22 protein-coding genes and 2 tRNA genes are annotated in these 25,888 nt (G+C 68.5%); 12 read left to right on the top strand and 12 right to left on the bottom strand.

What is annotated here, in order from left to right:
• Positions 1-208: 208 nt before the first annotated feature.
• Positions 209-280: transfer RNA gene (locus tag FBT69_04915), tRNA-Asn, on the bottom strand.
• 437 nt (positions 281-717) lie between these two features.
• On the opposite strand from FBT69_04915, the gene FBT69_04910 reads away from it, so the two are divergent.
• A complete protein-coding gene (locus FBT69_04910) occupies positions 718-948 on the top strand; it encodes a 50S ribosomal protein L31 (GenBank protein MDL1904141.1) in 231 nt (76 codons plus the stop codon).
• A 181-nt stretch (positions 949-1,129) separates the two neighbouring features.
• The gene (gene metH, locus FBT69_04905) at positions 1,130-4,711 is read left to right on the top strand and encodes a methionine synthase (protein MDL1904140.1); all 3,582 of its coding nucleotides are present in this window, start codon (positions 1,130-1,132) and stop codon (positions 4,709-4,711) included.
• A 26-nt stretch (positions 4,712-4,737) separates the two neighbouring features.
• Here the strand turns inward: metH and dacB are convergent, their stop codons facing one another.
• Both dacB and FBT69_04895 read right to left on the bottom strand, forming a co-directional pair.
• Positions 4,738-6,327 (bottom strand): D-alanyl-D-alanine carboxypeptidase/D-alanyl-D-alanine-endopeptidase, encoded by a 1,590-nt coding sequence (gene dacB, locus FBT69_04900; protein ID MDL1904139.1) that lies wholly within the window; start codon positions 6,325-6,327, stop codon positions 4,738-4,740.
• 91 nt (positions 6,328-6,418) lie between these two features.
• The gene (locus FBT69_04895; GenBank protein MDL1904138.1) at positions 6,419-6,883 is read right to left on the bottom strand and encodes a hypothetical protein; all 465 of its coding nucleotides are present in this window, start codon (positions 6,881-6,883) and stop codon (positions 6,419-6,421) included.
• A 247-nt stretch (positions 6,884-7,130) separates the two neighbouring features.
• Between FBT69_04895 and FBT69_04890 the strand changes: the two genes are divergently transcribed.
• Positions 7,131-7,619, top strand: a complete 489-nt coding sequence (locus FBT69_04890) for a response regulator (GenBank protein ID MDL1904137.1) — start codon at positions 7,131-7,133, stop codon at positions 7,617-7,619.
• Between the two features lie 18 nt (positions 7,620-7,637).
• Here the strand turns inward: FBT69_04890 and FBT69_04885 are convergent, their stop codons facing one another.
• Entirely contained in the window at positions 7,638-9,716 is a 2,079-nt protein-coding gene (locus FBT69_04885; GenBank protein ID MDL1904136.1) for a menaquinone biosynthesis decarboxylase, read from the bottom strand.
• An 11-nt stretch (positions 9,717-9,727) separates the two neighbouring features.
• Between FBT69_04885 and FBT69_04880 the strand changes: the two genes are divergently transcribed.
• The 4 genes from FBT69_04880 to FBT69_04865 all read left to right on the top strand — a co-directional run bounded on the left by FBT69_04880 (position 9,728) and on the right by FBT69_04865 (position 13,990).
• A complete protein-coding gene (locus FBT69_04880; protein ID MDL1904135.1) occupies positions 9,728-10,378 on the top strand; it encodes a class I SAM-dependent methyltransferase in 651 nt (216 codons plus the stop codon).
• Positions 10,379-10,417: 39 nt separating this feature from the next.
• The gene (locus tag FBT69_04875; GenBank protein MDL1904134.1) at positions 10,418-11,557 is read left to right on the top strand and encodes an ABC transporter ATP-binding protein; all 1,140 of its coding nucleotides are present in this window, start codon (positions 10,418-10,420) and stop codon (positions 11,555-11,557) included.
• Positions 11,554-12,723, top strand: a complete 1,170-nt coding sequence (locus tag FBT69_04870) for an ABC transporter permease (GenBank protein ID MDL1904133.1) — start codon at positions 11,554-11,556, stop codon at positions 12,721-12,723. Before FBT69_04875 ends, FBT69_04870 begins: the two co-directional genes overlap by 4 nt.
• Positions 12,724-12,784: 61 nt before the next feature.
• Entirely contained in the window at positions 12,785-13,990 is a 1,206-nt protein-coding gene (locus FBT69_04865; protein MDL1904132.1) for an aminomethyl transferase family protein, read from the top strand.
• Here FBT69_04865 and ribD read toward each other — a convergent pair.
• The 4 genes from ribD to recA all read right to left on the bottom strand — a co-directional run bounded on the left by ribD (position 13,980) and on the right by recA (position 17,452).
• A complete protein-coding gene (gene ribD, locus FBT69_04860; protein ID MDL1904131.1) occupies positions 13,980-15,086 on the bottom strand; it encodes a bifunctional diaminohydroxyphosphoribosylaminopyrimidine deaminase/5-amino-6-(5-phosphoribosylamino)uracil reductase RibD in 1,107 nt (368 codons plus the stop codon). The two genes, FBT69_04865 and ribD, sit on opposite strands and share 11 nt — an antisense overlap.
• Positions 15,087-15,141: 55 nt before the next feature.
• Positions 15,142-16,113, bottom strand: coding sequence for a hypothetical protein (locus FBT69_04855; GenBank protein ID MDL1904130.1), 972 nt, complete (start codon positions 16,111-16,113; stop codon positions 15,142-15,144).
• Positions 16,114-16,199: 86 nt separating this feature from the next.
• Positions 16,200-16,285: transfer RNA gene (locus FBT69_04850), tRNA-Leu, on the bottom strand.
• Between the two features lie 75 nt (positions 16,286-16,360).
• Positions 16,361-17,452, bottom strand: a complete 1,092-nt coding sequence (gene recA / locus FBT69_04845; GenBank protein ID MDL1904129.1) for a recombinase RecA — start codon at positions 17,450-17,452, stop codon at positions 16,361-16,363.
• A 166-nt stretch (positions 17,453-17,618) separates the two neighbouring features.
• On the opposite strand from recA, the gene FBT69_04840 reads away from it, so the two are divergent.
• Complete coding sequence (locus tag FBT69_04840) at positions 17,619-19,538, top strand: acyl-CoA carboxylase subunit beta (protein MDL1904128.1); 1,920 nt, start codon at positions 17,619-17,621, stop codon at positions 19,536-19,538.
• Positions 19,539-19,544: 6 nt separating this feature from the next.
• On the opposite strand, the gene FBT69_04835 is transcribed toward FBT69_04840, so the two are convergent.
• A complete protein-coding gene (locus FBT69_04835) occupies positions 19,545-19,889 on the bottom strand; it encodes a hypothetical protein (protein MDL1904127.1) in 345 nt (114 codons plus the stop codon).
• Entirely contained in the window at positions 19,886-20,122 is a 237-nt protein-coding gene (locus FBT69_04830; protein ID MDL1904126.1) for a DUF433 domain-containing protein, read from the bottom strand. Before FBT69_04830 ends, FBT69_04835 begins: the two co-directional genes overlap by 4 nt.
• Before the next feature lie 289 nt (positions 20,123-20,411).
• Between FBT69_04830 and FBT69_04825 the strand changes: the two genes are divergently transcribed.
• Entirely contained in the window at positions 20,412-21,503 is a 1,092-nt protein-coding gene (locus FBT69_04825; GenBank protein ID MDL1904125.1) for an arabinan endo-1,5-alpha-L-arabinosidase, read from the top strand.
• A gap of 41 nt (positions 21,504-21,544) precedes the next feature.
• Here FBT69_04825 and FBT69_04820 read toward each other — a convergent pair whose 3' ends face one another.
• A complete protein-coding gene (locus FBT69_04820; protein ID MDL1904124.1) occupies positions 21,545-22,414 on the bottom strand; it encodes a DUF1559 domain-containing protein in 870 nt (289 codons plus the stop codon).
• A gap of 113 nt (positions 22,415-22,527) precedes the next feature.
• Here FBT69_04820 and FBT69_04815 point away from each other — a divergent pair, with 113 nt between their 5' ends.
• Positions 22,528-23,490, top strand: coding sequence for a hypothetical protein (locus tag FBT69_04815; GenBank protein MDL1904123.1), 963 nt, complete (start codon positions 22,528-22,530; stop codon positions 23,488-23,490).
• Between the two features lie 12 nt (positions 23,491-23,502).
• On the opposite strand, the gene FBT69_04810 is transcribed toward FBT69_04815, so the two are convergent.
• The gene (locus FBT69_04810; GenBank protein ID MDL1904122.1) at positions 23,503-24,024 is read right to left on the bottom strand and encodes a hypothetical protein; all 522 of its coding nucleotides are present in this window, start codon (positions 24,022-24,024) and stop codon (positions 23,503-23,505) included.
• Between the two features lie 144 nt (positions 24,025-24,168).
• On the opposite strand from FBT69_04810, the gene FBT69_04805 reads away from it, so the two are divergent.
• Both FBT69_04805 and FBT69_04800 read left to right on the top strand, forming a co-directional pair.
• Positions 24,169-25,113 (top strand): hydroxymethylglutaryl-CoA lyase, encoded by a 945-nt coding sequence (locus FBT69_04805; GenBank protein MDL1904121.1) that lies wholly within the window; start codon positions 24,169-24,171, stop codon positions 25,111-25,113.
• Positions 25,113-25,850, top strand: coding sequence for an enoyl-CoA hydratase/isomerase family protein (locus FBT69_04800; GenBank protein MDL1904120.1), 738 nt, complete (start codon positions 25,113-25,115; stop codon positions 25,848-25,850). Before FBT69_04805 ends, FBT69_04800 begins: the two co-directional genes overlap by 1 nt.
• Positions 25,851-25,888 lie beyond the last annotated feature (38 nt).

Raw genomic sequence — 25,888 nt, 5'->3', positions numbered from 1 at the left:
GCCATGTCGCACGGTTCTCACCGGCAGTGGTCGTCTGTTCATCGAGTCTCCCCGGTGTTGTCCTCTGGCTCGGCGTACTCGCGCCGGAGTTCCTCGACGGTCGACCTGACGGGACTTTCCTCGCTTCGTCCCCGCCACGGTCCGAGGCGTCCAAAACGCCCACCCCGTAAACCCAAACGCCCTCACGTTTCCGCGAGGGCGTCGGTAACTCCCCGACCTGGACTCGAACCAGGAACCTAGCGGTTAACAGCCGCTCGCTCTACCATTGAGCTATCGGGGATCGGGTTGTGCGCCCTTCGGGCGGGGGTTGTTCGGCGGTCCTGTGGGGGGCCGAGGTGTCCCGGGGCCGAGGGCAGGCAAGGCTAGCACACCCTCCACATCGGTCAAGAAACGGGGGAGGTCCACTCTCCGGAGCTGATGGTTCGCCGGAGGCTGATGGCTCGCTGTGGGTTGCTGGCTCGCGGCTCGCTGGATCGAAGGGATGAAGTAGAGACGGGGTGGAGAGACGGAGCCTCCAAGGCTCCGCCCCGAGGGATTCAGGAACTTGCTGACTTCCGGCGTGACAACGGCCGGGCTGCCGCCCCCGCCCCAAGGGGCCAGGAACTTGCAGCCCCGTCCGTCCGGCCTACACTTCGCCCCTCCGGTCGCGCGGCTGGTCGGCATCGGGTCGCCGTGCCGGGCTGGGCGTGCCGCGGGGAGCAGCCTCGGAGCGTCGTGATGAAGAAGGACATCCACCCCGGTTTCTACAACTGCAAGGTCTACCACAACGGCGAGGTCGTGATGGAGGTCGGGGCGACGGTCCCGGAGATCCACGCCGACGTGTGGTCCGGCTCGCACCCGTTCTTCACGGGCAAGCAGACCTTCGTGGACGCCACCGGTCGACTCGAGAAGTTCCAGAAGAAGTTCCAGGGCAACTACTTCCGGGCGGACAAGAAGAAGGGCAAGTAGGCCTTCTTCATCTCCGCACCCCTACCACCGCAGCGACAGCCACCCAGGCCGGGCAACGCGCCCGGCCGATTTTCTGCCTCGATCTATCCATTCATCCATCTATCCGCATGAAAGGATATACTGTCCGGCTCGCCTCGGCCGGAAACGCTCACCCCCGCACGCCAGAGAGGACGCCGTCCCCATGCCCAGCCGGTTACTCCAAGCCTTGGCCGAACGGGTCGTCGTGCTGGACGGGGCGATGGGCACGTCGATCCACGCCCACGATCTTGACGTGGAGCGCGACTACTGCGGGTGCGAGAACTGCCCCGAGGTGCTGCTGCGCTCCCGGCCCGAGTTGATCCGGTCGATCCACGAGTCCTTCCTCGACGCGGGGTGTGACGCGGTCGAGACCGACTCCTTCGGCGGGGCGCGCCACGTCCTCGGCGAGTTCGGTCTCGACCCGGAGACGTTCGAGCTGAACCGACTCGCGGCAACCGTCGCGCGTGAAGCCTGCGAACGGTTCAGCACGCGCGATCGCCCTCGGTTCGTCATCGGCTCCATCGGGCCTGGCACCAAACTCATCACGCTGGGGCAGATCGGCTGGGACGACATGCTCGCCAGTTACCGCGAGCAGGCCCGCGGCCTGATCGCCGGCGGCGTCGATGCCCTGCTGATCGAGACCTGCCAGGACCTCCTCCAGATCAAGTGTGCGATCAACGCGTGCCTGGGCGCGCTCAGCGAAGCCGGGCGCACCAGCGACGACGTGCCGATTCTCGTCTCGGTCACGATCGAGACGACCGGCACGATGCTGCTCGGCACCTCGATCGAGGCGGCGGCCGCCGCGCTCTCTCGCTACCCGATCGCGTCGCTTGGGTTGAACTGCGCGACCGGGCCGACGGAGATGTCCGAGCACGTGCAGTACCTTTCGCGTCACTGGCCGCGCCACGTCTCGGTCGTGCCGAACGCCGGGCTGCCCGTGCTGCACGAGGGCAGGGCGGTCTTCCCGCTCGGGCCGCTGCCGTTCGCGGCCGACCTGTTGCGGTTCGTCGAGCGCGACGGCGTGCGGCTGGTCGGCGGGTGCTGCGGCACGACGCCGGAGCACATCGCCGCGCTCGTGCGCGCCCTCGACGAGCACGGCCTGCGCGACAGGCCGCCGACGGAACGAACGATCGTGCCGCTTCGGACCGCGACAACGAGCCTCTACGCCCCGGTCGAGCATCGGCAGGACACCTCGTTCCTCATCGTCGGCGAACGGATGAACGCCTCGGGCAGCCGCAGGTTCAAGGAGCTGCTCGAAGCGGAGGACTGGGACGGCATCGTGTCGCTTGCGCGTTCGCAGTTGCGCGAGGGCAGCCACCTGCTCGACCTGAACGTGGACTATGCCGGCCGCGACAACGCCCGCGATATGGGCGAGATCGTCGCCCGCGTCGCGCGGCAGGTGGACGCCCCGCTGATGCTGGACTCGACGCAGATCGCCACCATCGAGGCGGGCCTGAAGCGTGCGCCGGGCACGTGCATTATCAACTCCGCGAACTTTGAGGACGGCGAGGAGAAGTTCGACGCGATCTGTCGGCTCGCAAAGACCTACGGCGCCGCGCTCGTGATCGGCACGATCGACGAGGACCGCGAAGCCGCGATGGCACGCACCGCGGACCGCAAACTGGCGATCGCCCTGCGGGCGCACCACCGCGCGACGAGCCTGCACGGCCTCTCGGAAGACGACCTCTTCTTCGACCCGCTCGTGCTCCCGATCTCGACCGGGATGGAGGCCGACCGCCGGAGTGCTCTGGAGACAATCGAGGGCACACGCCGCATCGCCGCCGCCCTCCCGCGATGCCAGCTGACGTGCGGCGTGTCGAACGTGTCGTTCGGCCTTGCACCCGCTGCCCGCGTCGTGCTGAACTCCGTCTTCCTGCACGAACTCGTCGAGGCCGGGATGGTCAGCGCGATCGTTCATGCTTCCAAGATTCTTCCCCTGAACAAGATTCCCGAGCCTCAGCAGCGGGCCGCGCTCGACCTCATCTACGACCGCCGGCACGAATCGCTCGGCGGAACCGGCATGCCCGCGGGCGTGAGCGACGCGGCCTTTGATCCCCTCCAGGCGTTCATCGACCTGTTCAAGGGTGCGTCTGCCGCCACGCCGTCGAAGCAGGACCGCAAGGCCGCGACACTCGAGGAACGCCTCCGCGCGCACGTCGTGGACGGCGAGAAGGAGGGGCTCGCCGCGACGCTCGACGAGGCGCTGGCCCGATACTCCGCGCTCGACATCATCAACGACCACCTCCTCGACGGCATGAAGACCGTCGGCGAACTCTTCGGCTCGGGGAGGATGCAGCTGCCGTTTGTGCTCCAGTCCGCCGAGGTGATGAAGATGGCCGTCGCGCACCTCGAACCGCACATGGAGCGGGTCGAGGGCCAGACGCGCGGCTCGATCGTGCTCGCGACCGTCAAGGGCGACGTCCACGACATCGGGAAGAACCTCGTGGACGTCATCCTCACCAACAACGGATACACCGTCCACAACATCGGCATCAAGCAGCCCCTCTCGAACATCCTCGACGCCTGGCGAGAGAAACGCGCCGACGCGATCGGCCTCTCAGGCCTCCTCGTCAAGAGCGTCAACGTCATGGAGGAAAACCTCCGCGAACTGAACGAACTCGGCGTGACCGTCCCCGTCATCCTCGGCGGCGCGGCTCTCACCCGCCACTACGCCGAGGATCGCCTGCGCTCGATCTACGCCGGGCCGCTCTACTACGGCAAGGACGCCTTCGAAGGCCTCCGCATCATGGACCTGCTCTCGTCGCGCCGCACCCACGAACTCGACGCCGAGGTCGAGGCACGCCTCGCCAAGCGCTCCGAAGCCGAGAAGGTCGTCGCCGCCGCACGGATCGAGCGAGCCAGGCAGGCCGAAGCGATCGGCCACGGCACCGTCGCCCTGCGCGAGCGTGTCCGTTCGGACGTCTCGACCGACGTGAGCATCCCGCGGCCGCCGTTCTGGGGAACGCGCGTCGTGGCCGGCATCGACCCGGACGAGATCTACCCGTTCATCAACACGGTCGCGCTCTTCCGCGGGCAGTGGCAGTTCCGAAAGGGACGCATGACGGACGCCGAGTACGAGCACGCGCTCGCCGAGAGCATCCTGCCCGTCTTCGAGCGGTGGAAAGCACGGTGCCGCGACGAGCGCATCCTCGAGCCGCGCGTCGTCTACGGCTACTTCCCCTGCCAGTCGGACGGTGATGACCTCGTCATCTACGACCCCGGGCAGGTCGGGCACGAATCAAGGTCGGAACTGCTGCGCTTCACCTTCCCCCGGCAGCGAGCCGGTCGGCGACTCTGCATCTCCGACTTCTTCGCGCCCGTGGACTCGGGACGCATCGACACCGTGGGATTCTCGTGCGTCACCGTCGGGCAGCGGGCCTCGGACCTGTCACGCGAACTCTTCGCCCGCAACGACTATACCGAGTACCTCTACCTCCACGGCCTCTCGGTCGAGACCGCCGAGGCACTCGCGGAACTCTGGCACAAGCGCATGCGGCAGGAACTCGGCATCGCGTCCGACGACTCGCCACGCATCCGCGAACTCTTCGCCCAGCATTACCGCGGCAGCCGCTACTCGTTCGGCTACCCGGCGTGCCCCGAGCTGGCCGACCAGGAGAAACTCTTCCGCCTGCTCCGCCCCGAGCGCATCGGCTGCACCCTCACCGAAAACTGGCAGATCGAGCCGGAACAGTCCACGAGCGCGATCGTCGTGCATCACCCGGAGGCACGGTACTTCAACGTCTGATCGCGTCACGCGAGCGGGGACCGCCGTCAACCACCGAACGCGCCCGCCGACGCTTCCTGCTCCGCGAGCCACTCGTCGAGCACGCCGACGACCCGCTCCGCGAACCGCGACGCCGCCGGCCCCGACTCCCCGGTTACGCCGTTCACCAGCACCGCGTACGCGAGGCGCCGGCCCGTCACCGGATGCACGACGTACCCCGACAGCGTGCGCACGCCGGTGCGCATCAGCGTGCCGCTCTTGCCGGCGACCAGGTTCTTCAGCGCGACGCCCTGGAAACGGCGCGTGAACGTCCCCTCCCCCGGCACGGCCAGCGAGTCCATGAACGCGCTGCGCAGCCGCTCGTCCCGCTCGAACGACACGAGCCACGCCGTCAGCGTCGATGCCGACACCCGATTGAGATCGCACAGGCCGGACCCGTCCGCGACGACGGTGCGCGCAGCGTGCACCTCCCCGATTCGGTCCTGCATCACCATGCGCACCACCGCCGCCCCGTTCGCCCATGAGCCAGGCTCCCCGGTCACCCGCTTGCCCGAAAGCTTCAGCAACGCCTCGGCGTACATGTTGTTCGAGTCGGTGTTGCAGCGGCGCAGCACGTCCGCGATCGGCGTTGTGACGACAGCCAGCGCGACGCCCTCCGGCAGCGACTCGTTCTCGCCGACCAGCCGCACAGCCGCCGGGGGGCGATGTCCCGGACGGGTCTCGTTCCCCACCCGCACCCCCAGCGCGAGCAGCCGATCCGCCAGCAACTGGCCGAACAGCAGCGGGTTGTTGTGCGTCGGCACCTGCTCCGGGTAGCGCCGCGCCGTCCGCACGTCCCCGTGTAACCGGAACCGGTTCGACCCCGCGTCGCGGGCGAACCAGGCCGTGTCCGCGCCGTCCGCGATCGTCCGGCCCGCGACCACGACCTCGATCCAGTCCGCACGCGGCTGGATGGCCACCCGCGGCGCGTGCCCCGGTCCTTCGGGCGCGGGACGCGGATACAGCCACAGCAGATTCCCGTGGAAGTTCAGCCCCGAAACCTCGGGCGCGTATCGCCGGTTCAGGTCCGACGGATCCCACGCGGGATGCACGTACACACGGTCAAACACCCGGTCGTCCACGATGATCTCGGAGATGCGACCCTCGAAGCCCTTCGCCACGGCCTCGGCCAGCATCCGCAACAGGTCCTCGACGCTCATCCCCGCCTGCGTCTGTTCGAGCAGGTCCGGGTCGGCCAGCGCCGGGTCGCCCGAACCGCGGATGATGAGGCGATCGCCGGCGCGCGCCAGTTCGGTGCGGAAGACGAAGTCCGGCCCGAGCGTCACCAGCGCGGTTCCGCTGGTCAGCACCTTCATGTTCGACGCAGGAATCAGGGCGACGTCGGGGTTGATCGCCGCGAGCGTACGACCCGTGCCGAGGTCCACCACGCTCAGGCTGACCCGTGCCCGCTCGCCCAGGCCCGCATGAGCGAGCACGCTCTCCAGCCGTCCGTTGAGCGGCTGCCCGATCGCCGGCCCGCACGCGACCACAGCCGCAGCGACCGCGAGCAGCATCGCCGCGAGGTGCGAAAGGAACTGACGCCGCGTCTCGTGGGTTGGCCCGATCAAGTCCGATCCTCCGTCCGCATCAGCAATCATTGCCCGCGGCCTGCCCACGGATCGGCTCGCCCGGCCATCCGCCTGCAACGGAGAAACGCCCACGCCCAACCCATCGCGCCGAAGAGCCTGGTCAGGCGGACTGGGTCGCGCCGACGAGCCGGTGCTCGATCAGCGAAACAACCTCGTCCAGCAGCGACTTGGACGCCAGTTCCCACTGCGGCCAATAGACCCCGGCCACAACCTTGGCCTGCGACAGCCCCTCGCGGATAAGCCGCGACGACTTCTTCAGCCGGACGCTCGACAACACCTGGTGCGGGATAGGGATCGCGATCAGGGGCCGGTCCGGCTTGGGAACGAGGTACGCGATGGCCGAGCAGGCTGCCTCCGGCCCTTGGCGGTAGACAAACGTCCATCGCCACGGAATCCCGTGCCACACGAGGTCTTCCGCCGCACCCGGGAGCGCAGCCAGACGGGTCCGGGCCAGGTCGAAAAGGTCAGCATGGACAGGATCGATCGAGGTCCGGAGGGCATCGGCGGTGGGCTTGGCGAACCGGTCTTCCCAGACTGGGCGGGCAGGCGTGCGTGTGGGAGGCATCGACAGGCTCCGTTCCCTGGGCCCGGCTCGCGCAACTGACTGTCCAGGAAGGTCTTGGAAGCCCGCGCGTTCCCGGACCCCGCGCACCACGATTGTTCCCTTCGCCCCCCCCTGAATCAAGCCGACCCGGGAATCGCCCATGGCCACCCCCGATTCGATGTCTCAGGTCACGCCGGTCGGACTCCGAGCGGCGAAAGTCATTACCATCGTGGCGTCCGGGCAGCCACCCGGGCGCGGAGACCCGACCATGCCCCAGACACCGGACGGGATCGGCGACCCGCTCGACGCGGCCGACTTCGACGCCTCCCAAGCGTCCGTCCTCGTGGTCGACGACAACGAGCAGAATCTCGAACTCCTCCAGGCCTACCTCGAGGAACTGGAGTGCCCCGTCCGCACCGCCCGCGACGGTGTGGAGGCCATGTCCGCCGTTGAGCAGGCCGCCCCCGACATCGTCCTCCTCGACGTGATGATGCCCAGAATGAGCGGCTTCCAGGTCTGCGAGCGGATCAAGTCCAACCCCGCAACGCGCGACATTCCCGTCATCATGGTGACGGCCCTCAACGAGGTCGGCGATGTCGAGCGGGCCGTCGAAGCGGGGGCCGACGACTTCCTCACCAAGCCCGTCAACCGCGTCGAGTTGCTCACGCGCGTCCGCTCGCTCCTCCGCGTGCGCCGCCTCAAGCGGCAACTCGAACAGACGCTCGGCGAACTGCGCCGGCTGCGCGGCGAGTCGTGAACGACAGCCGGGCAACCCTCACAAGCCGTACTCCGACCATCGAGCCGAAACCCGGTCCTTGATCCCGGCCGGCATCTCCAGCAACGGCGGCCAGTCGCGGACTGCTCGCCCCGCCGCAGCGTCGTCACGCCCCTTCGGCGTCGCATCGAATCCGGCAATCGAACCCCGCTCGTCCCGCAGGACGATCGTGTCCCGGCCCGGATCCCAGTTCGCCGGCCAGTGGAACAGCGCGGCCTCGGCATCGTCGATCACGACCCTACGCCCGAGCACAACCACGAACCGCACCAGCCCCGCGCCCGCCTCGAACGCCGATTCGATTACCCGCCGCGCAAGGCCGGCCTGCCCGGAGGTGTCCGCGGCCTTGTCCACGCGAACGAGCAGCCAGCCGGGGCAGTCGCCGTCGAGGCGCGCGTCGAGCACACCCCCCACGGACCGAACACGCTCGACGATCGACGCCGCCTTCGCCCCCTCCGCGATCGGCATCGGCCCCTCCCCCACCGCGACCCCACCCACCTCCTCGCCCGGACGCTTGCGCGTGCAGTCGAAGCCCATCTTCGTCCCCGCGCCGAGGTGCGGCGAGGCATGGTCGAGGATGTCCAGCGGCCCGTGCACGATCTCCATGTCTCGCGCCGGGTCGCACCAGCGCGCCGCCGCCTCCATCACCGCACGCCGATCGTGCACGTCCACCTCCGCGTCAACCACGAACACGGTCTTCGTCCACGACATCTGCCCCGCGCCCCAGACGGCGTGCATCACGCGGCGCGCGTGCAAAGGGTAGTGCTTGCGGACACGGATGAACACGCAGTTGTGGAACGCGCCGAACATCGGCAGGTCGTAGTCCTCGATATCCGGGATGATCGTCCGCAGCAGCGGGAGCATGATCCGCTCCGTCGCCTTGCCGAGGTAGTAGTCCTCCTGCGGCGGCGGGCCGACGATTGTCGTGGGATACACCGCGCCGCGCCGGTGCGTCATCGCCGTCACCTCCATGATCGGGTAACGATCGGGCAACGAATAGAACCCCGTGTGGTCACCGAAGGGGCCTTCGAACAGCGCGCCGGGGCCGAGCGGCCCGCACGCCGCGTCGCGCGGATCCCACCCCGGATAGCCCGCCTCCGTCGACACCCATCCCTCGATGACGATCTCCGAGTTCGCCGGCACGCGCACCGGAACCGTTCGCGCCCGCACCATCGGGATTCCTCCCCTGTTGAGAAACCCCGCCATCAGCAGCTCGCTGACGCCCGGCGGCAGCGGGCACGTCGCCGCGTACGGCAGCACGCTCTCCCCCCCCAGCGCGATCGCCACAGGCATCCGCTCGCCGCGCTCCTTCCACGATCGCCAGTGACGCGCCCCGTCGTGGTGCATGTGCCAGTGCATCGCCAGCAGTCGGCGGCCCATCAGTTGCATGCGGTACATGCCGACGTTGTGGCTCGGCGGCTTTGCCTTGCCGGCGTCCTCGGCGTGAATGGTGTGCACGCCCGCGAGCGTGACGTACCGGCCGCGATACAGGCGGTCCCACGCCTCACCGACTTCGACGCCGGGCACGCCGTCGTTCACACCCGGCGGGTAGCCCACCGCTCCCGCGTCGCCGTCGAGGGGCCAGCACCGGATCAGCGGCAACCGGCGCAGGTCGATCGCATCGCCGGTCAGCACGACCTCCTGGCACGCGGCACGCGCCACTCGCCGCGGCCCGATCCGCAGCAGAGGAAACAACTCCCGCACCTTCGCCAGAGCCTCGCCCAGACCGCGCGGCGGCCGCGGACGCACGAGCGAGCCGATCCGCGCGGCGATCGCCTCGAAGCCGCCTTCACGCTCGCAACCGAGCGCCATCTCCATGCGCCGGTAGGAGCCGAAAGAGTTGATGACCACGGGAAAGTCCGACCCCTCGACGTTCTCGAAGAGCAGCGCCCGCCCGCCGAGGTGCGCGTGCGCGGGGTCAGTCCGCCGCGCGGCCACACTCGGCGCGTTCGGCGCGGGCGACTTGCTCTCCCGGTCGGCGATCTCCGCGATCTCCAGCACGGGCGAGACCGGCACGCGAACTCGGACCAGTTCGCCCGCTCGCTCCAGGGCAGCCGTAAACTCGCCGAGTGTCCGGTACACCGCCCCAGCCTATGTCCCCCGCTTCGACTCTGCCGCCGGGGTTGCCTGCGCAGGCCTACGCGGCGCAGCGCGACTGGCCGGGCTACTTCGACGCCGTATCAGGCAAGCCCCCGCGCGATACCCTCCTCCTCGCGCTCGAACGATTTGAACGTGAACCCCCGCCGCCCGCGCCGCGCTTCGCCGTTGATCTCGGCTGCGGCGAGGGACGCGACACGGCGGAACTCCTCCGGCGCGGCTGGCGCGTGCTCGCCATCGACGGCCACTCCGAAGCCTTCCGTCGGCTTCTCCAACGCCCGGACATCCCACACCGCGACAGGCTCGCGACGCTCCACGCCCCGTTCGAGGGCCTGACGCTCCACGAGTGCGATCTTGTGAACGCGAGTTTCTCGCTGCCCTTCTGCCCGCCGCATGCCTTCGACGCGCTCTGGGCGTCGATCGTCGCCGCGATCCGTCCCGGCGGACGGTTTGCCGGGCAGTTGTTCGGCGACCGCGACACTTGGGCCGCGCTCCCCGACCGCTCGCATCAGACACACGAACACGCCCTCGCGATGCTCGACCCCTTCGACCTCGAACGCTTCGACGAGGACGAGAAGCCCGGCACAGACGCCTTCGGCACACCCAAGCGCTGGCACGTCTTCCACGTCGTCGCGCGAAAGCGGTAACCTTCCACGCCCAACCATGAGCCGGGGGAGCAAACCCGCATGACCGCCGCAGCCGAACTCGCAGTCCACGCCTCGCGCAGCAACGGTCTTGTCATCGACCTGCACCACGTGGCCAAGACCTACCGCGGCCGCATCCGCGCCCTCTGCGGCATCGACATGCAGGTCCGCCGCGGCGAGGTCTTCGGTCTGCTCGGACCGAACGGCGCGGGAAAGTCCACCCTCGTCAAAATCCTGATGACGGTCATCCGCCCTTCCGAGTGCCGCGGCACCATGCTCGGCGAGCAGGTCGGGCACAAGCCGACCCTCGCCAAGGTCGGCTACCTCCCCGAGCACCACCGATTCCCGCCGTACCTCACAGGCTCCCAGGTCGTGGACTTCTACGGTGCGCTCGTCGGCGTGCCGCACGCGGACAGGAGGCGTCGCACCGGCGAACTCCTCGAACTCGTCGGCATGAAGGAGTGGGCCGGAAAGAAGGTCGGCTCCTACTCCAAGGGCATGCGCCAACGCATCGGCATCGCGCAATCCCTCGTCAACTCCCCCGAGGTCGTCCTCCTCGACGAGCCGACCGACGGCGTGGACCCGGTCGGACGGCGCGACATCCGCGAGATCGTGCAGCGGCTCCGCTCCGAGGGGCGGACCGTCTTCATCAACTCGCACCTGCTCTCCGAACTGGAGATGGTCTGCGACCGCGTGGCGATCCTCGTCCAGGGTCGCGTCGTGCAGCAGGGCACCATCGACGAACTGACCGCCGACAAGCGGCGCTACGAGATCGAACTGGCCGCGGAACCAGAGGCAGCAGCGGCGTATTTCCAGCGCGCCCTGCCCGAAGCGATCCGCCACGACGAGAACACGACGATCTCGCCCCCCCCGAGCGATGAAACGGCCGGGCGCACGCCGCCCACGCACTCCCCCTTGGCGCGCCGCGCCGGCTACCACGGCCAACTGGCCTCGGGCGAGTGGCTCGAAATCGACCGTGCCACCCTCCGCATCGGCGCCGCCGAGCCGGCAACGATCCAGCCGATCATCGACGCCCTGCGCGAGCGCGGCGCGATCATCCGCTCCATCCGCCAGCACCGCCCGTCGCTCGAAGACCTCTTCATGCAGGCCGTCACCGACCCGAACACGGGCGCGACGCTCAAGCCCGGCGCGGATCGCGCCCGCAAGGGGCGAAAGCCATGATGATGCGCCAGACCGCCGCCCTCTTCGCCGACGCCTACCGCGAACTCAACTCGCGCAAACTCTTCTGGATCACCCTGATGCTCTCGGGGCTGGTCGTGGCTGCCTTCGCGGCCGTCGGCATCGACAAGCAGGGGCTCACCATCCTCTGGTTCAGGCTGGACTTCATCCCACTCAACAGCGACATCCTCCCGCCCGCTCTTCTCTACAAGACCATGTTCCTCAACCTCGGGCTGAACATCTGGCTTGCATGGATCGCCGCCATCCTCGCCCTCATCACCACCGCCGGGATGATCCCGGACCTCATCGCCGATGGCTCGATCGAGATGATGCTCTCCAAGCCGATCTCACGCGTCCGGCTCTTCCTCACAAAGTACGCCGCCGGACTGCTCTTCGTCACCCTCCAGGTCGGCGTGTTCAGCCTCGCCTCGTTCGTCGTCATCGGCGTCCGCGGCGGCGAATGGGAGCCGGCACTCCTCCTCGCCGTACCGCTCGTCGTCGCCTTCTTCAGCTTCCTCTTCTGCATGTGCGTCCTGTTCGGCCTGCTCACCCGATCCACCATCGCCTCGCTGCTCCTCACGCTCCTCTTCTGGTTCTTCATCTTCATTCTGAACGCCACGGACGGAGCGCTCGTCCAGTGGCGGTCCATGGCGGAAGCCCAGCGCGACGCCCTGATCACTCAAGTCGCGCAGGCCGAGGACAACACACGTCAACTCCTGATCGCCGAGCGCCGATCGCTGGGCGAGGAACTCCCCGAGGACTACCACCCCACCGACGAGGAGATCGCAGGCGTCAACCCGTTCCTCAAGGGTCTGCGCGAGAAGCGGGCGAGCGCGGAGAAGACCGCCGCGCAGGCCGCGAAATGGTCCCGAATGATCTTCACGGCCAAGACCATCGTGCCCAAGACCGGCGAAACGATCGCCCTCCTCGAACGCTCACTCGTCTCTATGGCGGACCTGGACACCCTCATGAGTGCGGGTGAAGAACCACGACGCACCACCGTCGATGAGCAAACCGCGACAGTGAAGGTCAGCGATCACGAAGTCGCTATGCGCACCACCGAACTCCTCCGCGAACGCTCCGCCCTCTGGGTGCTCGGCACCTCCTTCGCCTTCGAGGCCGTTGTCCTCGCCCTCTCGTGCGTCATCTTCGCCCGCCGCGACTTCTGAACCCTGTCCCTGCCGGACCTGCCCGGACGCCCGCGCCGGCCTCGCGCTACCGTCTGACGGCATGTCGCACCCAAGCCCCATCATCGCGCACACGGCTTCTGCGCAACCGCTCACCTCCCCCTACGCCGCCCCGGGCGACCCGGTCCTCGTTGTCGAGGTGATCCAGGCGTTCGGTCCGATGCCGCTCGAGTACGCCGCCATACGCACGTCGTGCGGCCTGCTCGACCTCCCGCACCGTGCCGTGATCGAAGCAACCGGCGCGGATCGTCTCGACTTCCTCAACCGCATGGTCACCCAGGAACTCCGCGGCCAACAGCCGATGCACGCACGCCGTTCGTTCTGGCTCAATCGCAAGGGGCGTATCGACGCCGACCTCCGCGTCATCGAACTCGGAGACCGAACGCTCCTCGAACTCGACACCCACGCGCTCAAGCGCACGCTCGAAACCCTCCCCGCCTTCATCTTCACCGAGGACGTGGCCTTCCGCGACGCAACAAGCGAGATCCACCGCCTCGACCTGCACGGCCTCACGGCCGCCACACTGATCGACCACGCCGCCGAACCCGCCAGCACGCGGCGCGCGGCGTCGCTCCAAGACGGCGAGGCAGTGATCGCCCGCATCGCTGCCGCGGACGTGATCGTCCTCCGCGACGATTCCGCCGGCGTGCCGGGGTTGGAACTCTTCGTCCCCACGAGCGCCGCGACGAGAGTCTTCGATCGGCTCCTCGACGCCGGCGGCTGGCGATGGGACGCGCCCGAGACCTTCGACCCAGGCACGGAGCGGGCGCGCGTACGCCCGATCGGCTGGCTGGCCTACAACGTCGCCCGCATCGAGGCAGGAACGCCCCTCTACTACCTCGACTTCGGACCGGACTCACTCCCGCACGAGACGGGCCTGCTGCACGATCGCGTCTCCTTCCGAAAAGGCTGCTATCTCGGGCAGGAGGTCGTGGCACGAATGGAATCGCTCGGCCAGCCGAAGCAGCGGCTCGTCGCGCTGAGGTTCGACGCACCCGGCGACGGCCGTGAGACGCCGCAGCCGGTCACCGGCGACGCCGTTCTCGCGGACGACGCGAACGAAAAGCCCATCGGCGCAGTGACGAGTTCTACCATCTCGCCGATGCTCGGGGGAGTGCCCATCTGCTTCGCGATGGTGCGCTCGGCACACGCCGCCCCGGGCACACGCCTCACCGTCGAAGCGAACGGCGAACCCGTCGGCGCGACCGTTCAGGACGGGCTGGCGTTTCACCGATCGGTCAAGACCTGACCGCGCAGTACCAGCGCTCAAGGTCCACGCCGACACGCTTCGTGCGCACGAGCGCAAGCCGGCCCGCGTCGCCGATCATGCCGCGCAGGCACGCCTCCGCTTGCATGAGCGGCGCGTCATCGGCCCCGTTCGGCGGAGCGGTGTGAGTCAGGACAACGTCCACCAACCCTTCCTCCAGCATCGACGCCAGCAGACGCGGGCCGGCCTCAAGCAGCACGGTCGTCGCCCCATATCGCTCAACGAGCAGACGCATCGTGGCCAGCAGATCGACCCGCTCCGATCCGCCGACCACGGTCACCTCCACGCCCGCCGACTCCATCACGCGACGGGTCGCAGCCTCCGGCTCACCCGCCGTCACGATGGTCGTGGGCACTTCCCGAGCCGTCCGCACGAGCGCGCACCCGAGCGGCGTCTCCAGCCTCGCGTCGATCACAACCCGGCGCGCCATGCGATGCACGCGCACGCCCCGCGCCGTCAACATCGGGTCGTCGGTCACCACCGTGCCGATCCCGGTCACGATGGCATCGACACGCGCACGCAGGCAGTGGACACGCCGCCGCGAGGCCTCGCACGAGATCCACCGAGGCACGCCCGGACGGCTCCCAAGCCGCCCGTCGTGCGACTGCGCCCACTTGGCGACGACCCACGGCAGCCCCGTCGTCACTCGTTTGACGAACGGATCGCCGATCCGAACCGCGAGCGCGGAATCGCTCGCCCCCTCGCACGCGATCCCGGCTGCGCGGAGGATCGACGCCCCGCCGCCGCTCGTCTCGTGCGGGTCCGGCCGCGCGAACACGACGCGCGCGACACCGGCTTCAATCAGCGCATCCGTGCACGGCGGCTGCTTCCCGTGGTGGCAGCACGGTTCGAGCGTCACGAACACCGTCGCTCCGCGCGGGTCGTGCCCGCGCCGACGACAATCCGCCAGCGCCTCTCGCTCCGCGTGCAGGCCGCCGAATCGCCGGTGGTGCCCAAGCCCGATCACCACGCCGTCGCGAACGATCGCCGCGCCCACCATCGGGTTCGGCTCCACGTCGCCGGCGGCGCGCAGGGCGAGGCGGGCGGCGAGGTCCAGCATGTTCCGGGAGTCGGGCATGTGACCTGGTGGAAGGGATCAAGCCACGCGGCATCAAGACATCAAGCATCAGACGCTACGCCATTCGCACCAGTGTCTCCCGCTCGGACTCGGTGAGCACGCCGTTCAGGTCGCCGAGCCAGCGGCGGGCGTCCTGCACGTAGCCCGCCGTCGGCTTCAGTTCCGGCACGCGGGCGCACCAGTAGCGGTTGAACCGCGCCATCGCCAGTTCGCGGACGAACTTGGCCGTCATCGACGCCAGCGCGACAGGCAGGTGCGCGTCCTCCGCTTCGGGCCGAAACTGCACGATCAGACCCTCGCCCCCCACCGAGTACCGGCTGCACCGTTCGCTCTCTTCAAGGACTTCGACGGCACGCCCCGGCGCGGCAGACCGGATCATCGCTGCATAACTCCGCCGTCCGCCGTGCCGGTCGCACACCACGCGCACCGAGTCCGGCCCGTCCGCCCAGCGATCGACCACGCGGCGAAGGTACCGGGCGAAGGCGGACGCCGTCACCGCCGCCTTGCTCCCCCCGCGACGAATCTCCTCGTTGAACTCCCTCTCCCCCACCGTGATGCACGCCACCGCGATCGGCTCTACCGCCGCCGACTCGCACGCGAGCGCGACCGTGTTGCGCGCGAACGCGAGCGACTCAACCGAGCACGACACCGGCAGCGGCTCCGCCTCGCCCAGGTACCACGGACGATCCTCCAGCCGTGCCCCGAGCGCGGCGAACAACGCGGCGTCGTCGCGCGGCGCATCGCCCCCCACGCCGGCAAACGCGAGCACGCCCCGCTCGAGGTGCGTCAGTGGGTGGCGCGACTTCGATTGGTTCGAGAGTTTCAGCCGTTTGGAGTCCGCGACGGCGACGCGGCCTCGCTTGTCACCCGGGTCGCGGCAGACGCCCGACCCGAGCGCCCCCCACAGGTCCGGGGCGGATTCCCCCACCGTCCACCCCTCGACGCGGAACGCGGCGAACCCGACGCAGAGCGGACCGAGCATCGGCCCATATCCCGCCTCGTCGATACCGCAATAGATGAGGGCCATGGTCGGGCAACATACCCGTCCGATCGCGGGTGGGCGAGCCTGAAAGCAAACCGGCCCGGGACGGTCCCGGGCCGGCTGGGTCAACATGCGGACGAGAGGAGTCGAACCTCCACGGGATTTTACTCCCACTAGGACCTGAACCTAGCGCGTCTGCCAGTTCCGCCACGTCCGCAACGGTGGGCCGGAAGGGTAGCCCCGGACCCGCAACCGGGACAACCGAACCGGCCCACCAGGCCGCGCGCCGTGGTCAGGCCTCGACCTCCTCCAGGTCCGGCGCGGCAGACACAACCGCCGCGCCGACGTGCTTGCGCCCAGGCAGCCGGGCGTTCAGGACCGCCTCGCGGATTTCCGCAGCCAGGTCCGGGTTGTCCTTGATGAACTGCTTGGCGTTCTCACGCCCCTGTCCGAGCCGAACGTCGCCGTAGGCAAACCACGCCCCGCTCTTCTGCACGACCTTTTCCTCGACGGCCAGGTCGAGCAGATCGCCCGCCATCGAGATGCCCTCGTTGAACATGATGTCGAACTCGGCGTCACGGAAGGGGGGGGCGACCTTGTTCTTCACGACCTTCGCCCGCACCCGGTTGCCGACGTTGGTCTCGCCGTCCTTGATCGCGCTCGTCCGCCGGATGTCGATGCGGACCGAAGCGTAGAACTTCAGGGCGCGGCCGCCGGGCGTGGTCTCGGGGCTGCCGAACATCACGCCGATCTTCTCACGAATCTGGTTGATGAAGATGACCGTGCAGTTGGACCGGGCGATGACGCCGGTGAGCTTGCGCATCGCCTGGCTCATCAGGCGGGCCTGGAGGCCGACGTGCGCGTCGCCCATCTCGCCCTCGATCTCCGCCTTGGGAATGAGCGCGGCCACCGAGTCTACCACGATCACGTCCACAGCATTGGACCGCACGAGGAGCTCGCAGATTTCGAGTGCCTGCTCGCCGGTGTCGGGCTGGCTGACGAGCAGTTCGTCGATGTTGACCCCGATCCGCTTCGCCCAGGAGGGGTCGAGGGCGTGCTCCGCGTCGATGAACGCCGCCACCCCGCCCGCGCGCTGCGCGTTCGCCGCGACGGAGAGCGCGAGCGTCGTCTTGCCGCTGGACTCAGGGCCGAAGACCTCGATGATGCGCCCGCGCGGGATGCCGCGCCCTCCGAGCGCGAGGTCGAGCGAGAGCGCGCCGGTCGAGATGCCCGGCACCGCCAGATACGCCTCCTCGTCGAGCCGCATGATGGAGCCGCGACCGAACGCCTTGTCGATCTGCGCGAGCGCATTGGCGAGAGCCTGCCGCTTGCTCTTGTCCTCGAGTTTGATCTCGACCGCGCCGTTCTCCTTCGTGGAAGCCATGATCCGCCGTCCTTTCGCCGCACGCCGCGCCCCGGGAGTCAGCCGGTGCCCATCGTGCCGGTCCCAGCACGGGTCGGGGTCGCGCCCGTCGCACTCCACCCGGCCGGGGGCGGTGCTGGCCGCGGGCCCGGCAGACGGACTGTACCAAAGACCGAACGAACTGTCAATGTACGGAATCTGTCCTGCTCGCAACTTCCTGCAAGTCAAGCAACCGCAAGCTCTTGCATCGCTCGCACCGCGGTGGATAACCGCTCCCGCCCTTCCATGCACCGACTGCACTCACCGACATGTCAGGCCTCCCGACCACGCCCGCTACGCTACGAACCAGCCGACGAGGAGCCGCGACTTGACCGCGACCGCCAACGACCTTCGCCGACTCACCGACGAGTTCCTCCGCACCGAGCGCGAGATCCGCCACGGCGGCGGCGCCAAGGCCATTGAACGCCAGCACGCCAAGAACCGACTCACCGCACACGAACGCATCGCCCGACTTGTCGATGTCCCCTCCACAGGTCGGGCGGGCGCCTCCCCCGCCTCCGCGACCGCGATCGACCCCCACCGCGACGAAACTCCCAACTTCACCGAACTCGGACTCTGGTGCGCCCACGGCATGTACGCCGAGCACGGCGGCGCGCCCGCGGCCGGCGTCGTCACCGGCATCGGCCTCCTCCACGGCCGACCGCACATGATCATCGCCAACGACGCCACCGTGAAGGCAGGCGCATTCTTCCCGATGACCTGCAAGAAGATCATCCGCGCCCAGACCATCGCCCATATGGCCCGCCTGCCGCTGATCTACCTCGTCGACTCGGCGGGCGTCTACCTGCCCATGCAGGAGGACGTCTTCCCGGACACCGACGACTTCGGGCGCATCTTCCGCAACAACGCCGTGCTCAGCGCGGACGGCATTCCGCAGATCGCGGCCATCATGGGCTACTGCGTGGCCGGCGGAGGGTACCTGCCCGTGCTGTGCGACACGCTGCTGATGACGGAGGGGTCGGGCCTGTACCTCGCCGGCCCCGCCCTGGTGAAGGCGGCGATCGGGCAGCAGGTCTCGGACGAGGAACTCGGCGGCGCGGAGATGCACGCGAGCGTCAGCGGAACCATCGACTTCCGCGAGCCGGACGACGAGGCGTGCCTCGTCCGCGTGCGCTCGCTGGCCGCGAAGTACGCACCGGCGACGAGCCGCGACGCGACACGCTCGACCGCTTCGTCGTACCGCGACGCCGCGGACGTGTACTCGATCTTCACCGACAAGCCCGGCGCGCAGTACGACGTGAAGGAAATCATCGCGTGCTTCGTCGACTCGAACGCGGTTCCCAATACCGAAGGTCACCAGTCCCTCGCCCCCGACTTCGACGAATACAAGTCGGAGTACGGCCGATCGCTCGTCTGCGGCTACGCACGCATCGGCGGGCATCCCTGCGGCATCGTCGCCAACCAGTGCCGCCTGACCACGCGCACCATGCCCGGCGGCCGCGCCGGACCGTCGAAGTCGACCAACATGCCCCGCGTAATCTACGACGACTCCGCCGACAAGGCCGCCCGCTTCATTATGGACTGCAACCAGCGCAGGATTCCCATCGTCTTCTTTCACGACACCACCGGCTTCATGGTCGGGCGCGACAGCGAGCAGGCGGGCATCATCCGCGCCGGCGCGAAACTCGTCAACGCCATGAGCAACTGCGTCGTGCCCAAGATCGTCGTCATCATGGGAGGAAGTTACGGCGCGGGCAACTACGCCATGTGCGGCCGCGCCTTCGACCAGTTCCTCTCCTTCGCATGGCCCAGCGCCAAGTGCGCCGTCATGGGCGCGGCCCAGGCCACCGGCACGCTCGCCATGATCGAGGAGAAGAGCCGGGAACGAAAGGGTGAGACCATCGACCCCGAGACCCACCGTGCGATCCTCGACGCCGTACGCGCGTCCTACAACGAGCAGCAGGACATCCGCCACGGCGCCGCCCGCGGCTGGGTCGACCGCATCATCCAGCCCCACCGCACCCGCGACGAACTCATCGCCGCCCTCGACGCGACGCGGAACTGGGACTACTCACGCGAGTTCCGGACGGGGGTGCTGCAGACGTGAGGAGCTCTATCTCGGTGCCCTGTGGACTTCGACGAGTGGTTCGCCCGAGTCGAGCAATCCCAGCGCTCTCTCAAGAGCCGCCCCAAAGAACTCTCGGAGCGCTCTATTCGTCACGTTGCCGACCCTGACCCAGAGCACCTGCGGAGGGGGCCCCAGACGCGTGACGAGATCCGCGAAGTCCTCGTCCTTCGTCACGATCACCTGCCCGGGCTTGCGCAGCGCCTCGAAGATCGCTCCGTCATCCGCCACGGCATAGGGCGTGTCCCGAACGTGCTCGCACTCCACGTCAAACGTAGTAGCGATCCATGACCCGATGGCCGGTGGAAGCTGCGCATCGAGCCAGAGTTTCACGCCGCCACCTGCACGTGCGCGGCCCGTCTCGCCGCGAAGACCAGGCACGCCCGGATGTCGTCACGCTCCAGGTCGGGGAAGTCCGCGAGGATTTCGTCCTCGCTGACTCCCTCCGCCAGCATCTCGAGCACGTCCATCACCCGGATCCGCAGCCCTCGGATGCAGGGGCGACCCCCACACTGCCCCGGCTTCTGGGTGATGCGCTTCAGCAGGCTCTCGGCGTCGATCGGCATGGCGCCATCATATCCGCACCCGACGAAGCCGCACGCCATGCCGTCGAGGCCCCGGCGGAGAGCCGAAGGGACGCCCCTGCGGTGAGAAGCGCGAGAGAGGCTCCGTCAGTGCGCGGTGCCGCGGCGTGCCGTATGCTCGATGCCGGTGTGCGTCGTGCTGAGCGTCCCGTGTGCTGCGGTGGGATCGAAGTGCGCCCGCTCATGAGGTCCTGTCGTCCAAGGCCCGGTCTCCACAGGGTCTCGGGTGTCCATGGGGAGAAGTCCCCCATCATCGCATAAAGTTGTGCGAATGCGACTCCCCCCGATCATCGTGTTCGCGTTCGTCGCGACGCCGCTCAACGCCCAGAGCGCCGACCCCGACCTCAAGGCACGCGGCCTCTCCGGCAACCCCGTCTTCGAGGGCTGGTACGCGGATCCCGAGGCGGTCGTCTTCGGCGACCTGTACTGGGTCTATCCGACCTGGAGCGACGACTGGGGAGAGAGCGTCGCGGACGAACGGGCGGCTGCAGGAGAGCAGCGGCAACGCCCCATTAATCCGCAGTACCACAAGCAGACGTACTTCGACGCGTTCAGTTCCCCCGACCTGGTGCACTGGACGAAGCACCCACGCGTGCTCGACCTTGCCGACGTCTCGTGGGGCGAGTACGCCCTCTGGGCCCCAGCCGCCGTCCACGCCAACGACCGCTACTACCTCTTCTTCGCCGCCAACGACATCCAGAACAACGAAGAGATCGGCGGCATCGGCATCGCCGTCGCGGACAACCCCGCAGGCCCCTTCAAGGACGCCCTGGGCAGACCGCTCATCGACCGCTTCCACAACGGCGCACAGCCGATCGACCAGTTCGTCTTCCGCGACGACGACGGCCAGTACTACATGTACTACGGCGGCTGGCGGCGGTGCAACGTCGTCAAACTCGCCCCGGACCTGCTGAGCCTCGTCCCCTTCGAGGACGGCGAGACCTTCAAGGAGATCACGCCGGAGCAATACGTCGAGGGGCCGTTCGTTTTCAAGCGCGGCGGCCGCTACTACCTGATGTGGTCCGAGGGCGGCTGGGGCGGCCCGCACTACTCGGTGGCGTACGCGATCGCCGACTCTCCGATCGGGCCTTTCCGACGAGTGGGCAAGATTCTCCAGCAGGATCCGGAGGTGGCGACCGGCGCGGGACACCACTCGGTGATCCCCGTGCCAGGATCGGACACGTGGTACATCGTGTATCACCGGCGGCCGCTGGGCAGGACAAGCCCGCATCACCGCGTCGTGTGCATTGACGAGATGCACTTCGACGCCGACGGCACGATCCGATCCGTTACGATCACCTTCGAGGGCGTGCGGGCGCGGCCGCTGGTCGCGCCGGCCGACTTCACCGAAGAGGGCCGCTGAGCGAAGCATCCCTTCTCCGCTTCGCCAGGAGGACCCCGGCGTCAGTTCCGCTTCGTGTTCATCCACGCCCCCGCCAGGTACGCCCAGTCCGCGTTGCCGGGGCACGGAACATCGAACTTCTGGTTCCGACTCATGGTGATGGTCCGCCGATCCTGCCACACGTGGACCTCGGCATGACCGTCGGCGTACCCGATCGTGCTGGTGTCCTTGTGCCACACGGTCAGAGGGTCGATCCACTTCTCCTGGTCGAGGTGCATGACCCACGAATCCATGTTCACGCCCCGCGGATCGGACTCTTCGATGAAAACGAACTTCGATGTCGGGAACTGCACCGCGCTCATCCGGCGCGTCACCGTGTGCCCGCCGATGTACGACTCCCACTTCTCGTCCCCGCTGACCCAGTTGGGCATCGAGTAGGTTCGGAAGGCGATCGCACCGGCGACGCCGCGCCCGCGCGCGCGGAGGTCGGAAGGGCAGTGATACGCCTCGACGTTCTCCAGGTAGGGGTAGAGTTTGCCGTTGCGGATGCCCCTCTTGTGGCCTTCCGTGTCCTTCGCCTGCTGGAGGGCGTAGGTGCTCATGTATCCGCCGTCGGGGAGCATGGGCCAGTCGGCCCAACTGTGGTCGTGGTCGCGCCGATCTGTCCATGACGACACGATCCCGTCGTCGTTGTCGTCGGCGTACATGACGAACGCCGTCGCCAGGCTCTTCTGGTTGGCGAGGCAGACCGTCGCCCTGCCCGCTTCGCGGGCGTGCGCCAGCGCTGGCAGCAGGAGGCCGACCAGGAGGGCGATGATCGCGACGACGACCAACAGCTCGATCAGCGTGAACGCGCACGCGATCGGACGTCCGCCACCGACGACGCTCCGATGGCTGGCTCGCGTCGTGATCCTCTCCATGGTCTGCCGCATCGGCGCCTAGCCTACCAACTCGTGGCCAGTGGTCGCAACCCTCGGCCAGAGACTTCGCGAACGCGCGACGCGGGGGGGTTCCACGTCGCGGCACATCAACTCGGACTGCCGCCATGCCCGAGACACCCTCCACTCCCCTCCGTCCCTGGCTCCTCGCCGCCTGGCCCGGCATGGGCAACGTGGCGGTCATCGCCGCCGGGTATCTCATCAAGCAACTCGCACTCCGCCCTTTCGCCGAGGTTCACGCCCCCGAACAGTTCGACATCGGGCAGGTGGACGTGGTGTCGGGGATCATCGAGCAGACGCGCCTGCCCCGCAGCGTCTTCTACCGGACGCCGGAGGGCGCGTCGGGGCGGCCGCTCATCGTCTTCCTCGGCGAAGCCCAGCCCACACACGGCGGGTACATGTTCGCGCAGCGGCTGCTGGAACGAGCCGCCGCCTTCGACATCGAACGCGTCATCACCTTCGCCTCGATGGCCTCGCAGGTGCATCCGACCGACGAGCCCGCCGTACACGCCGCCGCGACCTCGCCGCTGCTCCTCGAAGAACTCGTCCGCAGCGGAGCGCAGCCCGTCGAGGGCGGGCAGATCGGCGGCCTGAACGGCGTCCTCCTCGCCGCCGCCATGGAGCGCAACCTCCCGGGGCTCTGCCTGCTCGGCGAGATCCCCTTCTACGCCGCCAACGTCCCGAACCCCAAGGCCGCGCGGGTCGTCCTCGAGTCGTTCTCGGAACTGGCGGGCGTCTCGATCGATATGGCGGAACTGACCGAGCACGGTCGGATCGTCGAGGGCGCGCTGCTCAAGATGCTCGACCGCATGCAGAAGATGACCGAGGGCGAAGATGACGATGAGAGCGAGTTCGCCGTTGCGGACGCGCCGGACGAACCGCCCGAGCCTGCCGAACCGTCTGCGAAGAAACGCCTCGACGCCGCCGCCCGCAAGCGCATCGAGCAACTCTTCGAGGACGCCCAGGCCGACCGCCGCCTCGCGATGGACCTCAAGGCGGAACTCGACCGGCTCGGCGTGTTCAAGGAATACGAGGACCGGTTCCTCGACCTCTTCAGGCGCGCCGAGTGAGCCGGCGAGGACTCATGCCGCCCGTGCGATGCGGTCGATCAACGCGTTGACAAACGCGAAGCGCGACACCTGCACGCCCGCCTCCGAGCGTTTGCGCCCCGAGGCCAGTTCATCCGCGACGGCGCGAATCTTCGCCGGCGCCTCGTCCTGCCAGCGCTCCATGAGCGCCTGAACCTTCTCCAGCTCCTCGTTGTCGAGCCACAGGCCCTGGCACTCCGTGCAGCGGTCCACCACGATGCCGCTGTCCACGCCGTAGTTGATGACGTCCATGCACTCTCCGCACGCGGGGCAGTTCACGCCGGTCTCCTCTTCCTCCTCGGGAATGCCGAAGGTCGGCTCGCGCCGGGCCATCTCGTCGATGATCGCCCGGCAGAAGGTCATCTCGCGCACGCGGACGATGTGTGCCAGTTCCTCCCCGCCCAGGAACTCACCGCCGCACCCGCCGCACGAATGGACGTGGACCCCCTCGTAGACGACCTCGGACATGCCGAATCCGCAGCACGGGCAGCGCATGGTCGGGCCTCCGGAGTGCATGGCCAGAGCATCGGAACAAGGCCGGGGGTGCGATCGCCCCGCCGACCCCGTCCCCGCCGCAGGGGAAAGCGGGCCGCCCGCACGATCCGCGCCGTCTCCCGCGCGACCGGCCGATAAACCCCCGACGACCCGCCGGCCTTTACAATGCCCGGCGTGAGCGAGCGAGTGCGGATCACCGATGTCTCCCCCCGCGACGGCCTCCAGAACGAGCCGCACGCCATCCCCACCGACGACAAGGCGAGACTCGTCGAACTCCTCACGCTCACGGGAGTCGACGAGGTCGAAGTCACCAGTTTCGTCAGCCCAAAGTGGGTGCCCCAACTCGGCGATGCCGTCCAGCTCTTTGAGGCCGTCGCGGACCTCAAGCCTCCGGAACTCGTCTTCTCCGCGCTCGTGCCCAATGACCGAGGGGCGCAGGCGGCCCTCCGCGTCAACGAGCACGCAGGACGACGAGTCATCGACAAGGTCGCCGTCTTCACTGCCACCAGCGAGACCTTCACCCGCAAGAACGTCAACGCCACCATCGCTGAGAGCGTCGAGCGCTTCCGGCCTGTCGTTGCCCTCTCCCACGGATCGGGCCTGCGCGTCAGAGGCTACGTCTCCTGCATCATCCGTTGTCCCTTCGAAGGGGACGTTCCACCCGCCAGAGTGGCTGAAGTCGCGTCCATCCTCCTCGACGCCGGCGTGGATGAGATCGACCTCGGCGACACCATCGGCGCGGCGACGCCCGAATCGCTCGCGCCCGTCCTCGACGCCATGCGCACGGTCGTCGGCGACTTCTCCCTCCGCGACGACGGCGAAGCCCCGCTCACGCTCCACCTGCACGACACGACCGGACGCGCCGCCGAGTGCGTCGCTACCGCCCTGGCGGCGGGCGTTCGCTCCTTTGATGCCGCCGCCGGCGGCCTCGGCGGCTGCCCCTTCGCGTCCACCGACGAAGCACGCGCACCGGGCAACATCGCCACCGTCCTCCTTATCCACGCCGTCGAGCGGGCGGGTTTCGTAACCGGCGTCGACCGCGAACGCCTCGCTGCGGCATCGGCCTTTGCCGAGCGCCTCGTCGCCCTTGCCGAGCGAGGGGGCGTCTGATGATCCGGCTCGACTTCGACTGCACGATCGCCTCCATCACCCTCGACCGACCCGACCGCCGCAACGCCCTCACCCCAGAGATGCTCGACGCGATCCCGGGAATGGTCGATCAGGCGGCGCAGTCTGCGCGCGTCATCGTCCTTCAAGGTGCCGGCCAGGCCTTCTGCGCCGGCTTCGATCTCTCGCTCTGCAAGGACGATCCGATCGGCGACACCATGAAATCGTTGCTGCGTGGACTGTCCATGGCCGTCCGGTCGCTCCGGGCTTGCCGCGTTCCCGTCGTCGCAGCCGCCCACGGCGCAGCCGTCGCCGGCGGATGTGCCCTCCTCGGCGGCGCGGACTTCGTCATCGCCAACGACGAGGCCCGGCTCGGTTACCCCGTGCTCCGCCTCGGCGTTTCACCGGCTGTTTCCGCGCCTTTCCTCCGTGCCGCCGTCGGCGACGCTCTATGCCGAGAACGGCTGCTGGATACGGGCCTGATCTCAGGGCGCGAAGCCGCCCGCCTCGGGTGGGTCTGGCGCAGTGTGCCCGATCCCGACTCGGTTCGTACCGCCGCGTTCGAACTCGCACAGCGGCTCATACCCAAGTCCGCGGCCGCTCTTGCCGCGACGAAACGTTGGCTCAACACCATCGACGGCACGGAAAACACCGAGTGGCCCGAACGCGCACTTCAAGCATCGCTCCGGCTTGCCGGCGGGGCGGAGGAACGGGCGATGCTGCCAGCGGCGTGGGGGTGAGGAGCGATTGAGTGATACCCAAACAAACTACGATCGAA

Source organism: Synechococcales cyanobacterium CNB (assembly GCA_030263455.1).
Classification (GTDB): domain Bacteria; phylum Planctomycetota; class Phycisphaerae; order Phycisphaerales; family UBA1924; genus CAADGN01.
This window is presented reverse-complemented; position numbering and strand designations above follow the sequence as displayed.

Excerpts from the sequence above, each read along its gene's own strand:
- FBT69_04910 (MDL1904141.1), top strand. The coding sequence starts at position 718 with ATGAAGAAGGACATCCACCCCGGTTTCTACAACTGCAAGGTCTACCAC.
- metH (MDL1904140.1), top strand. The coding sequence starts at position 1,130 with ATGCCCAGCCGGTTACTCCAAGCCTTGGCCGAACGGGTCGTCGTGCTG.
- dacB (MDL1904139.1), bottom strand. The coding sequence starts at position 6,327 with ATGATTGCTGATGCGGACGGAGGATCGGACTTGATCGGGCCAACCCAC.
- FBT69_04895 (MDL1904138.1), bottom strand. The coding sequence starts at position 6,883 with ATGCCTCCCACACGCACGCCTGCCCGCCCAGTCTGGGAAGACCGGTTC.
- FBT69_04890 (MDL1904137.1), top strand. The coding sequence starts at position 7,131 with ATGCCCCAGACACCGGACGGGATCGGCGACCCGCTCGACGCGGCCGAC.
- FBT69_04880 (MDL1904135.1), top strand. The coding sequence starts at position 9,728 with ATGTCCCCCGCTTCGACTCTGCCGCCGGGGTTGCCTGCGCAGGCCTAC.
- FBT69_04875 (MDL1904134.1), top strand. The coding sequence starts at position 10,418 with ATGACCGCCGCAGCCGAACTCGCAGTCCACGCCTCGCGCAGCAACGGT.
- FBT69_04870 (MDL1904133.1), top strand. The coding sequence starts at position 11,554 with ATGATGATGCGCCAGACCGCCGCCCTCTTCGCCGACGCCTACCGCGAA.
- FBT69_04865 (MDL1904132.1), top strand. The coding sequence starts at position 12,785 with ATGTCGCACCCAAGCCCCATCATCGCGCACACGGCTTCTGCGCAACCG.
- ribD (MDL1904131.1), bottom strand. The coding sequence starts at position 15,086 with ATGCCCGACTCCCGGAACATGCTGGACCTCGCCGCCCGCCTCGCCCTG.
- FBT69_04855 (MDL1904130.1), bottom strand. The coding sequence starts at position 16,113 with ATGGCCCTCATCTATTGCGGTATCGACGAGGCGGGATATGGGCCGATG.
- recA (MDL1904129.1), bottom strand. The coding sequence starts at position 17,452 with ATGGCTTCCACGAAGGAGAACGGCGCGGTCGAGATCAAACTCGAGGAC.
- FBT69_04840 (MDL1904128.1), top strand. The coding sequence starts at position 17,619 with ATGTACGGAATCTGTCCTGCTCGCAACTTCCTGCAAGTCAAGCAACCG.
- FBT69_04830 (MDL1904126.1), bottom strand. The coding sequence starts at position 20,122 with ATGCCGATCGACGCCGAGAGCCTGCTGAAGCGCATCACCCAGAAGCCG.
- FBT69_04825 (MDL1904125.1), top strand. The coding sequence starts at position 20,412 with ATGCGACTCCCCCCGATCATCGTGTTCGCGTTCGTCGCGACGCCGCTC.
- FBT69_04820 (MDL1904124.1), bottom strand. The coding sequence starts at position 22,414 with ATGCGGCAGACCATGGAGAGGATCACGACGCGAGCCAGCCATCGGAGC.
- FBT69_04815 (MDL1904123.1), top strand. The coding sequence starts at position 22,528 with ATGCCCGAGACACCCTCCACTCCCCTCCGTCCCTGGCTCCTCGCCGCC.
- FBT69_04810 (MDL1904122.1), bottom strand. The coding sequence starts at position 24,024 with ATGCACTCCGGAGGCCCGACCATGCGCTGCCCGTGCTGCGGATTCGGC.
- FBT69_04805 (MDL1904121.1), top strand. The coding sequence starts at position 24,169 with ATGCCCGGCGTGAGCGAGCGAGTGCGGATCACCGATGTCTCCCCCCGC.
- FBT69_04800 (MDL1904120.1), top strand. The coding sequence starts at position 25,113 with ATGATCCGGCTCGACTTCGACTGCACGATCGCCTCCATCACCCTCGAC.